Consider the following 14,334-nt stretch of genomic DNA (forward strand, 5'->3'; position numbering starts at 1 on the left):
AGTACAATCGCCGCCAAACTTTGCGCCCCCTTGGTTGCTGACGGGTATGTCCCGGCTTCAGCGCACTTCGACTCGGGCCAAGCGCGGTACTCCGCACCCTGGCTACTCTGAATGCTTCGCAGGAAAAACCTTTGATCTCTACAGCTAACATCACCATGCAGTTCGGCGCCAAGCCGCTGTTCGAAAACGTTTCGGTCAAGTTCAACAATGGCAACCGTTACGGTCTGATCGGCGCCAATGGTTGCGGCAAGTCGACCTTCATGAAAATCCTCGGTGGCGACCTCGAGCCGTCCTCCGGGCAGGTCATGCTCGAGCCGAACGTGCGTCTGGGTAAATTGCGCCAGGACCAGTTCGCCTACGAAGAATTCACCGTGATCGACACCGTGATCATGGGTCACGAAGAGCTGTGGAAGGTCAAGGCCGAACGCGACCGCATCTACTCGCTGCCTGAAATGAGCGAAGAAGACGGCATGGCCGTGGCGGAGCTGGAAACCGAATTCGCCGAAATGGACGGCTACACCGCCGAATCCCGTGCCGGTGAACTGCTGCTGGGCCTGGGTATTCCGCTGGAACAGCACTTCGGGCCAATGACCGAAGTCGCGCCGGGCTGGAAGCTGCGGGTCCTGCTGGCCCAGGCCCTGTTCTCCAATCCTGAAGTGCTGTTGCTCGACGAACCGACCAACCACCTGGACATCAACACCATTCGCTGGCTGGAAACCATTCTCACGGCGCGTAACAGCACCATGATTATCATTTCCCACGACCGCCACTTCCTCAATAGCGTCTGCACCCACATGGCCGACCTGGACTACGGCGAGCTGCGCCTGTTCCCGGGCAACTACGACGAGTACATGACCGCGGCGACCCAGTCCCGCGAGCAACTGCTGTCGGACAACGCCAAGAAGAAAGCCCAGATCGCGGAGCTTCAGACCTTCGTCAGCCGCTTCTCGGCCAACGCCTCGAAAGCCAAACAGGCCACTTCCCGCGCCAAGCAGATCGACAAGATCCAGCTGGCCGAAGTCAAGCCATCGAGCCGCGTCAGCCCGTTCATCCGCTTCGAACAGACCAAGAAGCTGCACCGTCAGGCCGTGACTCTGGAGAAAATGTCCAAGGGCTTCGATGGCAAGACCCTGTTCAAGAACTTCAGCTTCACCGTCGAAGCCGGCGAGCGCGTGGCGATCATCGGCCCGAACGGTATCGGCAAGACCACCCTGCTGCGCACCCTGATGGGTGAACTGACCCCGGATGCCGGTACCGTGAAGTGGACCGAGAGCGCGGAGCTGGGCTACTACGCCCAGGACCACGCCCACGACTTCGAAGACGACGTCACCCTGTTCGACTGGATGGGCCAGTGGACCCAGGGCGAGCAGATGATTCGCGGTACTTTGGGCCGGATGCTGTTCTCCAACGACGAGATCCTCAAGTCGGTCAAGGTGATTTCCGGTGGTGAGCAAGGCCGCATGCTGTTCGGCAAGCTGATCCTGCAAAAGCCGAACGTGCTGGTAATGGACGAACCGACCAACCACCTGGACATGGAATCGATCGAAGCGCTGAACCTGGCGCTGGAGAACTACCCGGGCACGCTGATCTTCGTCAGCCACGACCGTGAGTTCGTATCGTCCCTGGCCACCCGCATCATCGAGCTGAGCCCGAATGGGGTGACTGACTTCAGCGGGACTTACGATGATTACCTGCGTAGCCAGGGTGTAGTTTTCTAAGCGACGCCACTGTGCAAGAAGCCCCGCCATCTGGCGGGGCTTTTTATTGCCTCAAAATCAAAAGATCGCAGCTTTCGGCAGCTCCTGCATTTGGAATGCGTCTCCCTGTAGGAGCTGCCGAAGGCTGCGATCTTTTAATCGTTAGCCTGCTTTCTTTTATCCTGCCGCCGCGCCATCATGCAGCTCTCCCACCGCCGCCCGCGAACGAGTCCTCATGTCTGCGCAGCAACACCCACCGCAAAGCTCCATGGCGATCACCCTGCAGATCGTCTCCATCGTCTTCTACACCTTCATCGCCTTCCTCTGCATCGGCCTGCCGATCGCGGTACTGCCCGGCTACGTGCACGAGCAACTGGGGTTCAGCGCGGTCATCGCCGGCTTCACCATCGGCTCGCAATACCTGGCCACCCTGCTCAGCCGCCCCATGGCCGGGCGCATGTCCGACACCGTGGGCACCAAGCGCGCAATCATCTATGGCTTGTCGGGTATCGTCCTCAGTGGCGTGCTGACGTTGTTGTCGACCCTGTTGCAGAGCCTGCCCTTGTTGAGCCTGCTGATACTGATTGCGGGGCGTGTGCTGTTGGGGATCGCCCAGGGCCTGATCGGCGTGGGCACTATCAGTTGGTGCATGGGCCAAGTGGGCGCGGAGCACACGGCGCGGTCGATTTCCTGGAACGGCATCGCTTCCTACGGCGCGATTGCCATTGGTGCGCCGCTGGGGGTGGTGATGGTGGCACAGCTGGGGTTCGCCAGCCTGGGCGTTGCCCTGTCGCTGCTGGCCGCACTGGCCCTGCTGCTGATCCGCAACAAGCCCTCGGTGCCGGTGGTGCGCGGTGAACGCCTGCCGTTCTGGGCGGTGTTCGGGCGCATTGCGCCCTTCGGTGCCAGCCTGAGCCTGGCCTCCATCGGCTACGGCACCCTGACCACCTTTATCACCCTGTATTACCTCAATCGCGGATGGACCGGCGCGGCCTACTGCCTGACCGTTTTCGGCGTGTGCTTCATTCTGGCGCGGTTGCTGTTCATTTCCAGCATCAGCCGATTCGGCGGGTTCAGCTCGGCGATTGCCTGCATGACCATCGAGACCGTGGGCCTGGCGCTGCTCTGGCTTGCGCCCTCGACAGGTTTTGCCCTGATCGGTGCCGGCCTGACCGGGTTCGGCCTCTCGCTGGTGTATCCGGCGCTCGGCGTGGAGGCGATCAAGCAGGTGCCCAACTCCAGCCGTGGCGCGGGGTTGAGTGCCTATGCGGTGTTTTTCGATCTGGCGCTGGCCATTGCCGGGCCGTTGATGGGGGCGGTGGCGCTGAATCTGGGGTATTCGTGGATTTTCTTTATTGCGGCGTTGTTGTCGATTGGCGGGTTGGTGTTGACCCTGTATTTGAAACAAAGAACTCCTCAGTAGCCATCACCCGATCCCTGTAGCAGCCGGACGCAGGCTTCGCCAGCTGCCACAGGTCTGCGCATTATTGATCCGCAGTCTGCATCCCGGCGCGGGACGCCTTGCCCAGGGTACGCGAGAAGAAGCGCCCGGCTTCGGTAATCAGGTTGCGGTGAATGTCCTCGCGATCGACGCCATCGGCATCGGTGCACAGCGCAGGCATGATGACGATTTGTTCATCGTTGCAGGGCGCCATGAATACGAAGTGCCCTGCCCCGGCCAGCAACTTGAAGTCTGGCGCCACCGGCAGTTTGCGCGCCAGCGCGGCGGCGTTCTTGTCCAAGGCCACCAGTTTGTCGCCATCGCCGCTGTACAGCAGCACGGGCACATGCACGTCGGCCAGGGTATGACGGCCGAACTTCAGGCTCAGCGGTGCCATCAGCAACAGTGCATGCACCCGCGGGTCGGCCACCGGCTGCAGGTCGTCACGGTCGACGATCAGTTCACCCTGGGTATTACAGGCATCGCGGTCGTCCGGGCGTTCCTGACAGTAACGACGCAGGCGATCCAGGTCCGGTGTGGCGCCGGACAGTATCAACGCCGTCTCGCCCCCGGCCGAATAGCCGATCACCCCGACCTGCTCGGCATTGACGAACGGCGCGAGCATGCGATCGCCCAGGGTCGCGGTGATGGCTTCGGAAATCTGGATCGGCCGGCCGTAAAGATTGCTCAAAGTGCCCAGGCGGCTGTGGTCCTTGGAGTTGTCCCCCGGATGAATCACCGCCACCACGACGAAGCCCTTGCGCGCCAAAGAGGTCGCCAGGTCATGCAGGGCCAGCGGGGTTCCGGTGTTGCCGTGGGAGAGCATCAGCATGGGAAAGCGGCCCATGGCGACCTTGGTGTCTTCACCGGCCTCGACGTTATAGCCCTCGAGCTTGCTGGTGTGCTCTTTTTCGCTGGAAGGATAGAACGCGATGGCACGCATCGGCTGCAGATCGAGCGGGTCGAGAAAACTCAACTCGTGATAGCCGACGCTCCAGTGAGGATGGGGCGCAGGGGCGGCTTGCACTGAATTCAGGCTGCTGAACAGGCAAATCAACAACGTTGCACAAAGACGCATCATGGGATGCCCCATCTGTTACCGGATCGAAGACGTTTCCCCTCGACTGCATAACCCGGGCCACTATTTCAGCAAATCTGTAATTACTAGAAACAAAAAACTCTGCATCTGGCACTTGCGTGATCAGAATACAGAGTTTTTTGGTGGTTTGCCTGTGCCGTTTTACGGCTTGACGCAAGCCTTACGCGGCGGCGAACAGTTGTTCGCTGATTTGCGTGTGAGCGGCGTTCATGGCTTTGTTGCGAACTTCATCACCGTACGCCAGACCTTCGGCGCGGACGAATTCGATGTCGGTGATCCCCAGGAAGCCGAACATCACTTTCAGGTACTCCTCGTGGGCAACGCCGGTGGCTTGACCTGCGTGGATGCCGCCGGACGTCGAAACGATCACTACTTTCTTGCCGCCGCACAGGCCTTCAGGGCCGGCTTCGGTGTAGCGGAAGGTCTGGCCGGCAACGGCGATGCGGTCGATCCAGGCCTTCAATTGAGTCGGGATGGTGAAGTTGTACATCGGTGCTGCAATCACCACGGCATCGGCGGCGAGGAATTCGGCCAGGGTCTGGGCGCTCAGCTCGGCTTCGTGCTGTTGCGCGGCGTTGCGCAGTTCAGCGGTGGTGCCGGCAGCGACCAGCGTGGTCGAGGAAAAGTGGCTGATGGCATCGGCGGCCAGGTCGCGGTAAGTCACCACGGCACTTGGCTCGGCGGCTTGCCAGGCTTTGACCACTTCACCGCTCAGCTGACGGGAAGCCGAGTTGTCGCCAAGAATGCTCGAATCGATATGCAGCAGTTTCATGTGGGATCTCCAGGTGAGGATCGCCGCCGGCGATCTGATGGAAACAATCCTACAGAGCAAACCAATAGCTGATTAGACTGCAACAATGCGATAGTTTGTCCCATTGATAGAACAATCTGGTGTTGACGATGCAGGATCTCAACGATCTTTATTACTTTGCCAAGGTGGTCGAAGCCGGCGGGTTCGCGGCGGCCGGGCGTTTGCTGGGGATTCCCAAGTCGCGGCTGTCGCGGCGCATTGCCGAACTGGAGGAACGCCTGGGCGCGCGCCTGCTGCAACGCACCACCCGCCAGCTCAAACTGACCGCCGTGGGCGAGCGCTATTTGCGTCACTGTCAGGCGATGTTGCTGGAAGCGGAAATGGCCGACGAAGCCGTGGCCAGCATGTCCAGCGAGCCCCGCGGACGGCTGCGGGTCTCCTCCCCCGTCGGCCTGGCTCACGAAATGCTGCCCGGCGTGATCAGCCGCTTCCTGGAGAAATTCCCGCAAGTGCAACTGGAGGTGATGCTGGTCAACCGCCGCGTCGATCTGGTCACCGAAGGCGTCGACGTCGCCCTGCGTGTGCGCGAACCCGGCGATGAAGACCCCTTGCTGGTCACCCGCCGTCTGCGTCAGGCGCAAATGCTCATGGTGGCCAGCCCGTCGTTTCTTCACGGACAAGTCATCAACCACCCGGACGACCTGAAAAACCTGCCGGTACTCGGCGCCCTGGAACCGGATCGACTGGTGCACATCCGTCTGGTGGACCAACAGCGCAAACACTACGACCTGGCCCTTGAAGCCCGCTTGGGCATCGACGATTTCATCGTACGCAAAACCTGCGCCCTCGCCGGCCAGGGTTTTACCACGCTGCCAATGATGTATTGCGAAGAGGAACTGGCCAACGGCTCTCTGGTGCAGCTGCTGCCAGACTGGTCCCTGCCGGGCGGCTGGCTGCAAGCGGTTTACCCGCACCGCCGCGGCGTAATGCCCGCCGTCCGGGCCTGGCTCGACCACCTGATCGAAACCTTCAATGCCTGCGGGGACCGACTGATATGAAACCCGCACGCATGAACGAAGAAGACGTCGCCCAATTCTGCCTCGCCCTGCCCGGAGCGCGGGAAGACTACAAATGGGGCGGCGTGCGGGTGTTCTCGATCGCCGGAAACAAAATGTTCGCCCTGCAGAACCTGCGAGGCGAATCCCTGGCGTTCAAGGTCGACAAAGACCTGTTCCTCGGCCATTGCGACCGGCCCGGCATTCATCCCGCGCCATATCTGGCAAGAGCCCAGTGGATCATCATGCAAACGCCCTACCCGCTGGGCGCCGAGGAATTGCGCGGGTTGTTGCAGCGATCACATCAATTGGTGGTGAGCAAATTGCCCAAGCGTACGCAGGTTGGGTTGTTGCTATAGGTGTGTGTGGCCCGCAGAGCCCATGCAGGAGCTGTCGAGTGAAACGAGGCTGCGATCTTTTGAAGGGCAAGATCAAAAGATCTGACAGTCCCCCTTCGGCAGCTCCTACACGGACCAATCCCGATCAGGCCGGCTACCAGGCTGCCTTCGCGAGCAAGCCCGCTCCCACAGGGGTCTGGGTACATCCGGGAAATCAGGTCAACTGTGAAGCCATCGCTGGCAAATCAGCTCCCACAGGTGTTACGGCAAAAACCCACCAGCCCACCCCAGGAAAATCTGATCCACCCAGAACACCTGATGCACCAACACAATCCCCCAGAACAACACCTGAAACGACACCTTGCGCGTCTTGTGCCGAAACACCTGCTGCGCCAGCAACGCCCCCGGCCAGCCGCCGGCAAACTCCACCGCGTGCAAGACATTCTCCGGCGTACGCCAACTGTCACTGCGCGCCTTGCGCTTATCACTCCAATAAAGGAAAAACGCCAGCACACTGACAACGCCATAGGCTACCAGCGGCACCAGCGTTACCCCCCGCAACCAGAACGACACCGAACCATACAGCGGCAACGCACACAGAACCGCAAACACCAGCCCTTTCAGCCGAAGATTACGGATGCCGCTGCCCGCCTGTTTGCGTACGCCGGCCTCACTCATGCCTTGGCCGCAGTCCAGTCAACCCAACCGAAGACCCAGGTCGCGAGAATCAGCAGGCCGAACGCAATGCGGTACCAGGCAAACATCGCATAACTGTGATTGGCGATGAACTTGAGCAGCCCGCGAACGGCGATCATCGCGAAAATGAAGGCGACGACAAAACCAACCGCAAACACCGGGAAGTCGGACGGCACGAACAGGTCGCGATACTTGTAACCCGAGTACACCGCAGCGCCCACCATGGTCGGCATCGCCAGGAAAAACGAGAACTCGGTGGCAGTCTTGCGCGACAGGCCGAACAACAGGCCGCCGATGATGGTCGCGCCGGAACGCGAAGTACCCGGAATCATCGCCAGGCACTGGGCAAAGCCCACCTTGAGCGCATCCTTCCAGCTGATCTCATCGACCGTTTCAGCGTGCACTTCATGCTGACGCTTTTCCGCCCACAACATGATGATGCCGCCCACCACCAGCGCCGCAGCCACCGTGATCGGGTTGAACAGGTAATGGTGAATCAGGTCGGCGAAGATCACCCCCAGCACCACCGCCGGCAGGAAGGCGATCAGCAGGTTGGCGGTAAAGCGCCGCGCGCTCGGCTGTGTCGGCAAGCCAACGACCACGTCGAAAATCTTGCGGCGAAACTCCCAGACCACCGCCAGGATCGCGCCCAGCTGAATGATGATGTTGAACGCCATGGCGCGCTCACCACCGAAGTCGAGCAGATCGGCCACGATAATCTGGTGCCCGGTACTGGAAATGGGCAAGAACTCCGTCAGTCCCTCTACAACCCCAAGAATCAACGCCTGAAAGGCAGTCCAAAGATCCATCAATCCCCCAAAGGCCATGCATGGGCGCATGTCCCGTCAATATTTTTCAAATCGTTTTGGCGTAGTCGCAAACTCGCGCGCACAAGATACCCGCAGTTCCGGGAAAACTCCGTGAAATCTCAGTTTGAACTCAGGTTTTTCCACGCTTGGCCGAAATGCTATCAGACAAGCCTGAAAAACGCTGACACGTTCTCGGGCCAGGCAGGACGCCGACGAGTACACATTACAAAAACAAGAAACCGGAGCACCGCGTTATGAATAGCTTGCGCAATATGTCGATCAGTCGCCGCCTGTGGCTCATCCTGATCGTGGCCGTCACGATGCTCCTGGCCCTCGGTGTCATCATGCTCAAGCAGATTCACGAGGATCTGTATCAGGCCAAGGCGCAGAAGACCCAGCATGTGGTGCAGACCGCCAGTGGCGTTCTCGCCTACTACCACGATCTGGAAACCGCCGGCACCCTCACCCGCGAGGCCGCGCAGAAACAGGCGCTGAACGCTGTTCGCGGTTTGCGTTATGACCAGAACGACTACTTCTGGATTAATGACCTGACGCCGGTGATGATCATGCACCCGGTCAACTCGAAGCTCGATGGCCAGAACCTGTCGACCATTCGCGATCCGGACGGTTTTGCGGTGTTCAACGAAATGATCGCCGTCGCCAAGACCAAGGGTGCCGGCCTGGTCAATTACCGCTGGCCGAAACCGGGTGCCAGCGAGCCGGTGGGTAAGACTTCCTACGTCAAACTGTTCGAGCCCTGGGGTTGGGTGATCGGCTCGGGCGTGTACATCGATGACATGCAGGCCGAGTTCTATGGCCAGGTGTGGAAGGCTTCGTCCATCGGCCTGGCGATTGCCGTGATCATGGTGCTGCTGGTGTTCATGATTGCCCGCAGCATCGCCCAGCCCTTGCGCGAAACCGTCAGCGCCATGGCCAACATCGCCAGTGGCGAAAGCGACCTGACCCGCAACCTCGATACGTTTGGCAAAGATGAGGTCACCCAGCTGGCCCATCACTTCAATGCCTTCACCGCCAAGCTGCGCGGGGTGATCGGTCAATTGCAGACGTCCGCCACGGCGCTGGGCCAGTCCTCCAGCGAACTGGGCAACGATGCCACCCAGGCCCAGCAGCGCAGCCAGCAGCAGTCGCAACAGATGGAACTGGTGGCCACGGCGATGAATGAAGTGACGTATGGCGTACAGGATGTGGCGAAAAACGCCGAACAGGCCGCCAGCGAAATGCGCGATGCCGAAGCCCAGGCGCAACAGGGGCAGGTCAATATCGATGGCAGCCTGCAGCAGATCGATACGCTGTCTTCGACCATCGATCAGGCTGTGGAGGTGATTCGGACCCTGGCTGCAGAGAGCACTCAGATCGGCAGCGTGCTGGAGGTGATCCGCTCCATCGCCGAGCAGACCAATCTGCTGGCCCTCAACGCCGCCATCGAGGCGGCCCGGGCCGGTGAGCAAGGCCGAGGTTTTGCGGTGGTGGCCGATGAAGTGCGCCTGCTGGCCCAGCGCACCCAGAAGTCCACGGCGGAAATCCAGTCGATGATCGAACGCCTGCAAAATCATTCGGAAGCGGCGGTCAAAGTGATCGGCGAAAGCAGCCGGGCTTCGCAACTCACCATCGAGCAGGCTGGCCTGGCGGGTAACAGCCTCAATGCCATCAGCCAGGCCCTGCGCAACCTCACCGGGCTCAATGCCTCGATCGCCAGCGCAACGCTGCAGCAGGCGCATGTGGTCGAGGACATCAACCAGAACGTCACCCAGGCGGCCGGGTTGTCCCACAACACGGCGCTGGCGGCGGAACAGTCGAGCGCGGCGAGTGTGCGCCTGAAGGACTTGAGCGAGCAGTTGAACGGGTTGCTGCGCCAGTTCCGGACTTGATGTTGTGAGGCTGCTTGCGATGGGGTTGTGTCAGCCAGCATAACGGTTGGATGTACCGGCCTCTTCGCGGGCAAGCCCGCAGGTTCTTTCGTCGACCACAAATCCGGTGAACACTGCCAAACCCTGCAGGAGCGGGGCTTGCCCGCGAAGGGTGGTGAACGATGACGCTGGCTGCCTGAATGCCGCCGGCTCGCTCCTGCAAGGAATCGCGCTACAATCCGCGCCCTCTTCTTATCCCCCCAAGGAACCTGCATGTCCGGGCTCGAACTGTTCGCCGCCACCCTCGGCGTGATTGCCGTCTGGTTGACCGTCAAACAGAACCCCTGGTGCTGGCCGATCGGCCTGGTGATGGTGCTGATCTACAGCTGGATCTTCTTCGAAGTGAAGCTGTACTCGGACATGCTCCTGCAAGTGATCTACGCCGCCCTGCAAATCTACGGCTGGTGGCAGTGGACCCGCGCGGGCGAGGCGCGACATGGCCGGGAAGTCAGCCGGCTTGAAGGATCTTCGGTGTTCTACGGCCTGCTGGTCGGCGCGATCGGCAGCCTGCTGCTCGGCGCAGCCATGGCCCACTGGACGGACGCGGCGCAACCCTGGCTGGACGCGGCACTCACCGGTTTCAGCCTGGTCGCGCAGGTCTGGATGGCGCAGAAACGCGTTCAATGCTGGCCGTTGTGGATCACCGTGGATGTGATTTTCGTCGGGCTGTTCATCTATAAGGACCTGTACCTGACGGCCGCGCTCTACGGCCTGTTCCTGCTGCTGGCGGTGCAGGGCTGGCATACATGGCGCGCGGCACCGGCGCTGCGCACATGAAAGTACTGGTGCTTACGGGCCCCGAATCCAGCGGAAAGAGCTGGCTGTCGGCCGAGTTGCAGAAGCATTTCGGCGGGATCGTGGTCGGGGAATACGTGCGCTGGTTCATCGAGCATAACCAGCGCGACACTTGTCTGGCCGATATCCCGGAGATCGCCAGCGGCCAGTTGCGCTGGGAGGACGAGGCCCGCGCCCGGCAACCGGATCTGCTGATCCTCGATACGCACCTGCTGAGCAACATGCTCTGGAGTCAGGCGTTGTTCGGCGATTGCCCTGCCTGGATCGAACAAGCCCTGCTGGCGCGCCACTACGATCTGCACCTGCTGCTGTCACCGGAAAACGTCGACTGGATGGACGACGGCATGCGTTGCCAACCCCAATTGCATGAACGTCAGACCTTCTTCGACGACACCCTCGCCTGGCTCCAACTCCACCGTCAACCGCTGCAGATTCTGCGAGGCGACTGGGCTGAACGCCAGTCCCAGGCGTTCATGGCGGTTACCAAGCTGCTGGCTGCACACCCCTGATAGTGGGGCAAATTACCCGCCGTTTTCCCCTATTGCGGGGCAAAAGTGTCCGTTGGTGAAACACCCCTCTGCCCGCAAAGGGCCAGATTGAACACTCCTACCCCTGTTTCTGTCCGCGCTGTTAAGCCTTTGAAACACCACCTCGCAAACCCCCGTTCCAGAGCATTGCAAGCGATTTAGACGGCTTCGCGCCCTTTGCGTTGTCTCAGCGTTGAAACAGATCGGATAGCCCTCTCCCGGACAAAGTCTGCAAGCCATTGAAATACCGATGATTTCAAAAACCGGCACAGCTTTCGCTCTCTCCTTCACAACGCTGACCAGGGGCCAGCCCACAAAAAGAAGGAATCGCTGCCGTGGGGACATTCAATAAAGGCTTGACCTGCCTCCTCCTGATAGGAAGTGCCGCTACCTCGGTACTGAGTCTGAATGTACAAGCCGAAGGCAACGGCGTCATCGTGCTGACACGTGACGTACAACCGGTGCCCATCGGCCGCACCGGTGGCAAGGACCCCTACCCGACCACCGTCAACACCAACCCATCTGCTCGCGTTAATGGCGAATTGAGCGATGCCGACATTGCCGGAGTCACCAGCGGTACTGCGCTTCGCGGCAGTAACGGCCAGGCCCTGAACGGCCTGCAAAGCCTCAACACGGTCACCAATCCAAATGGCATGCCAGGCATGAGCGCCGGCCACGGTGGCGGCAGCGGCGGCGCGATTTCCGGAACCATCAACCGTGCCATGAGCACCGGCCTTGCTCCACTTACCAGAATGGCCGGAGGTCAATGACATGAATCGTTCCGTCCTTTTCCTCGCCATGTTCGCCTGCACCACCGTCATGGCCGATTCAAAGGTCACCGCAGTCGATACCGCAAACATTCAAAACTCCGGCTCCCAGTACAAAGGCAATTTCAACGTCAACCAGGCAGCCGGCGATCAGCAACAACAGACCAACGTTCGCGCCATCGCCATCGGCACCGAAGCCGGGGCAACCACCAGCATCAATCAGAAAATCACCACGCCCGCCAATCGGTCGATCAATGCGACGGCCAACATCGGCGGCACCTCTTTCAGTAATGGCAACGGTGTACTGGGCGTCAACCAGGGCGCCGGAGCCAACAACCAGATGGCCAACGCCATGCGCATCAGCATCAGTGCCGGTCCGCAAGCCGTTGACGATAGCGCCCTTTCTCAACAGAACGTGGCGTTGCTACCAAGCTCAGGAGCAGCTGGCACCCAAACCGGCAGTCGCCAGGTCGTGACAAGCGACCAGGCCTTCACCGGCAGCCGTGGGGTAATCCAGGTGAACCAGAGTGCAGGGGTGGGGAACCGAATGGCTAACACCCTGAGCATCCGGGTCGCTGACTGACCCAAACGCAGTGCGATTAGAAAGTACCAACACTTAACCAACTAATAAGCACGGAGAAACACCATGAAACCTTCAATGGCCTTGAAACCACTGGTTTTCGCTCTCGCAGCAGTGATGGCAATCGCAGCACAAGCAGGCGGTCGTGATGATGATCACGGTCATGGCAACGGTCACGGCAATGGGCATGGCAACCAGCAGCCCAAGCACCCTACTTTCGAAGAAATTCTGTCCATCACCGCAGGCGCTGGGGCCGCCGTGCTGGATGAACAGAACAGCTCTGACAACGGCGTACTGAACCAGGGCACCCGAAATGATGCCCGGATGGAAAACGCAGGCAATGGCGGCAACGGCAACGCCGGCATGAACAACGCCGCTGGCGATGGCAACCAACAGGACAACGCCGCCGCTCTGGCCACTGCTGACGAAAGCTTCATCTTCGGTTCCGCAGTCGCCGTATCCAGCGCCACTCAGAACAACACCGGCAACACCGTCTACAACTACTCCAGCACAGCCACCGCCAACATGAGCAATGTGGGTAATGGCGGCTCCGGCAACATCGGTGTGAACAACGCTGCCGGCGACTTCAACCAACAGAAAAACAACCTGGCGATCGCCGTATCGGGCGGCCGTGTAGCAGGCGCTGCTGCGGCGGCCAACCAGACCTCCAGCGGTCTGCAGGTCAGCAACTATGGCACCGAGACCTTTAAAACCGAAACCCTCAAAGGCACCTTCAAGGCTGATGGCAAATTCCAGGCCAAAGGCACTGGCACCGTCGAAGAGGATCGTGGCCACGGCGGCTACGGTGGCGGTTATGGCAACAACGACCGCGGCCATGGCGGTAACGGCGGCAACAACAAGGACGACAAGTTCAAGTTCCAGGCCATGGGCACCTTCGATCTGGCTGGTCAGTACACTCAACAGGTCATGGTTTCAGACGGCTGGAAAAACCCGGTTACCAACACTGCTAACATGACTAACGTTGGTAACAACTTCAACGGCAACGCGGGCTTCAACAACGCTGCCGGTGTAGGCAACCAACAAAGCAACTCGCTGTCGATCGCTGCCGGCTGCCGCGCCTGCCAGTAATCGCGATAAAAAGAAAAGCCCCGGCAACGGGGCTTTTTTCCACAGTCCCAAGGCGTATCGACAATGCACAAGACTGCTCTCGTTGCCCTGCTCTGCCTGTCCAGCCTGACCGAGGCTGCACAGATGCCGGTTGCCGCCCTGCCAGGTGGCGTACTGGTGTACAAGCAGGTGCAGAGTCTGCGTGAGCGCAAGTTCATGGACATCGTCGAACAGAAGACCGACTTCAGCTGCGGCGCCGCCGCACTGGCAACGGTACTGCGCCAGGCCTATTGGCTCGACGTCGATGAAGAGCACGTCATCAAAGGCATGCTGGTCAACGCTGACCAGGACCTTGTTCGTACACAGGGTTTCTCCATGCTGGACATGAAGCGCTACGTTGAAAGCATCGGCATGCGTGCCCGGGGCTACAAGATCCCGCCGGAAAGACTCGATTCAGTGACGATTCCGGTGGTGGTACTGGTGGATATTCGCGGCTACAAGCACTTCGTGGTGTTGCAGCGGGCTGACAAGGACTGGGTCTACATCGGCGACCCGGTACTCGGCCATAAACGCTACTCCCACGATGACTTTGTCAAAGGTTGGAACGGCATCGTCTTTGCCATCGTAGGTCCCGGTTATGACAAGGCCAATGCCTTGCGCAGCCCACCGGAACCCCTGACGGCCAAGAACAAGCTCGATAACTTCAACCCGGTCAAAGATGCGGAACTGATGGATTTCGGCTTCATACAGAGCGACTTCTTTTAATCGCCTACAAGATGATAG

At 60.1% G+C, this 14,334-nt stretch carries 15 protein-coding genes and 1 pseudogene; 12 read left to right on the forward strand and 4 right to left on the reverse strand.

What is annotated here, in order from left to right:
• Positions 1 to 131: 131 nt before the first annotated feature.
• Positions 132 to 1,718 carry an ABC-F family ATPase gene (locus HNO86_RS26130; RefSeq protein WP_175379811.1) on the forward strand — a complete coding sequence of 529 codons (1,587 nt, stop codon included), beginning with the start codon at positions 132 to 134 and terminating at the stop codon, positions 1,716 to 1,718.
• Between the two features lie 214 nt (positions 1,719 to 1,932).
• Positions 1,933 to 3,120 (forward strand): MFS transporter, encoded by a 1,188-nt coding sequence (locus HNO86_RS26135; protein WP_175379812.1) that lies wholly within the window; start codon positions 1,933 to 1,935, stop codon positions 3,118 to 3,120.
• 61 nt (positions 3,121 to 3,181) lie between these two features.
• Here the strand turns inward: HNO86_RS26135 and HNO86_RS26140 are convergent, their stop codons facing one another.
• The gene (locus tag HNO86_RS26140; RefSeq protein ID WP_175379813.1) at positions 3,182 to 4,219 is read right to left on the reverse strand and encodes a dienelactone hydrolase; all 1,038 of its coding nucleotides are present in this window, start codon (positions 4,217 to 4,219) and stop codon (positions 3,182 to 3,184) included.
• Between the two features lie 178 nt (positions 4,220 to 4,397).
• Positions 4,398 to 5,009: an FMN-dependent NADH-azoreductase gene (locus tag HNO86_RS26145; protein ID WP_175379814.1), complete on the reverse strand. Its 612-nt coding sequence runs from the start codon at positions 5,007 to 5,009 to the stop codon at positions 4,398 to 4,400.
• A gap of 128 nt (positions 5,010 to 5,137) precedes the next feature.
• Between HNO86_RS26145 and HNO86_RS26150 the strand changes: the two genes are divergently transcribed.
• Both HNO86_RS26150 and HNO86_RS26155 read left to right on the forward strand, forming a co-directional pair.
• Positions 5,138 to 6,046 carry a LysR substrate-binding domain-containing protein gene (locus HNO86_RS26150; protein ID WP_175379815.1) on the forward strand — a complete coding sequence of 303 codons (909 nt, stop codon included), beginning with the start codon at positions 5,138 to 5,140 and terminating at the stop codon, positions 6,044 to 6,046.
• Positions 6,043 to 6,402 (forward strand): MmcQ/YjbR family DNA-binding protein, encoded by a 360-nt coding sequence (locus HNO86_RS26155; protein ID WP_175379816.1) that lies wholly within the window; start codon positions 6,043 to 6,045, stop codon positions 6,400 to 6,402. The genes HNO86_RS26150 and HNO86_RS26155 overlap by 4 nt, the downstream gene beginning before the upstream one ends.
• A 240-nt stretch (positions 6,403 to 6,642) precedes the next feature.
• On the opposite strand, the gene HNO86_RS26160 is transcribed toward HNO86_RS26155, so the two are convergent.
• Together HNO86_RS26160 and HNO86_RS26165 are read right to left on the reverse strand one after the other, a co-directional pair.
• Positions 6,643 to 7,059, reverse strand: coding sequence for a DUF1294 domain-containing protein (locus HNO86_RS26160; protein WP_175379817.1), 417 nt, complete (start codon positions 7,057 to 7,059; stop codon positions 6,643 to 6,645).
• On the reverse strand, positions 7,056 to 7,886 hold the full coding sequence (locus HNO86_RS26165) for an undecaprenyl-diphosphate phosphatase (protein WP_175379818.1): 831 nt from the start codon (positions 7,884 to 7,886) through the stop codon (positions 7,056 to 7,058). Before HNO86_RS26165 ends, HNO86_RS26160 begins: the two co-directional genes overlap by 4 nt.
• 344 nt (positions 7,887 to 8,230) lie before the next feature.
• On the opposite strand from HNO86_RS26165, the pseudogene HNO86_RS30740 reads away from it, so the two are divergent.
• The 8 genes and pseudogenes from HNO86_RS30740 to HNO86_RS26200 form a co-directional block, all read left to right on the forward strand.
• Positions 8,231 to 8,917: pseudogene (locus HNO86_RS30740) on the forward strand (cache domain-containing protein); the annotation flags it as partial.
• Positions 8,918 to 9,040: 123 nt separating this feature from the next.
• Complete coding sequence (locus tag HNO86_RS30745) at positions 9,041 to 9,775, forward strand: methyl-accepting chemotaxis protein (RefSeq protein WP_372242560.1); 735 nt, start codon at positions 9,041 to 9,043, stop codon at positions 9,773 to 9,775.
• A 252-nt stretch (positions 9,776 to 10,027) separates the two neighbouring features.
• Positions 10,028 to 10,591: a nicotinamide riboside transporter PnuC gene (gene pnuC, locus HNO86_RS26175; RefSeq protein ID WP_175379820.1), complete on the forward strand. Its 564-nt coding sequence runs from the start codon at positions 10,028 to 10,030 to the stop codon at positions 10,589 to 10,591.
• Entirely contained in the window at positions 10,588 to 11,118 is a 531-nt protein-coding gene (locus HNO86_RS26180; RefSeq protein ID WP_175379821.1) for an AAA family ATPase, read from the forward strand. The genes pnuC and HNO86_RS26180 overlap by 4 nt, the downstream gene beginning before the upstream one ends.
• Positions 11,119 to 11,471: 353 nt before the next feature.
• The gene (locus HNO86_RS26185; protein ID WP_175379822.1) at positions 11,472 to 11,906 is read left to right on the forward strand and encodes a hypothetical protein; all 435 of its coding nucleotides are present in this window, start codon (positions 11,472 to 11,474) and stop codon (positions 11,904 to 11,906) included.
• Between the two features lies 1 nt (position 11,907).
• Entirely contained in the window at positions 11,908 to 12,486 is a 579-nt protein-coding gene (locus tag HNO86_RS26190) for an adhesin (RefSeq protein ID WP_175379823.1), read from the forward strand.
• A gap of 63 nt (positions 12,487 to 12,549) precedes the next feature.
• A complete protein-coding gene (locus tag HNO86_RS26195) occupies positions 12,550 to 13,572 on the forward strand; it encodes a heme utilization protein (RefSeq protein WP_175379824.1) in 1,023 nt (340 codons plus the stop codon).
• 63 nt (positions 13,573 to 13,635) lie between these two features.
• Positions 13,636 to 14,316 (forward strand): C39 family peptidase, encoded by a 681-nt coding sequence (locus HNO86_RS26200; protein WP_175379825.1) that lies wholly within the window; start codon positions 13,636 to 13,638, stop codon positions 14,314 to 14,316.
• The last annotated feature ends 18 nt before the right edge of the window (positions 14,317 to 14,334 follow it).

Source organism: Pseudomonas sp. C1C7 (assembly GCF_013359595.1).
In the GTDB taxonomy this organism is placed as follows: Bacteria; Pseudomonadota; Gammaproteobacteria; order Pseudomonadales; family Pseudomonadaceae; genus Aquipseudomonas.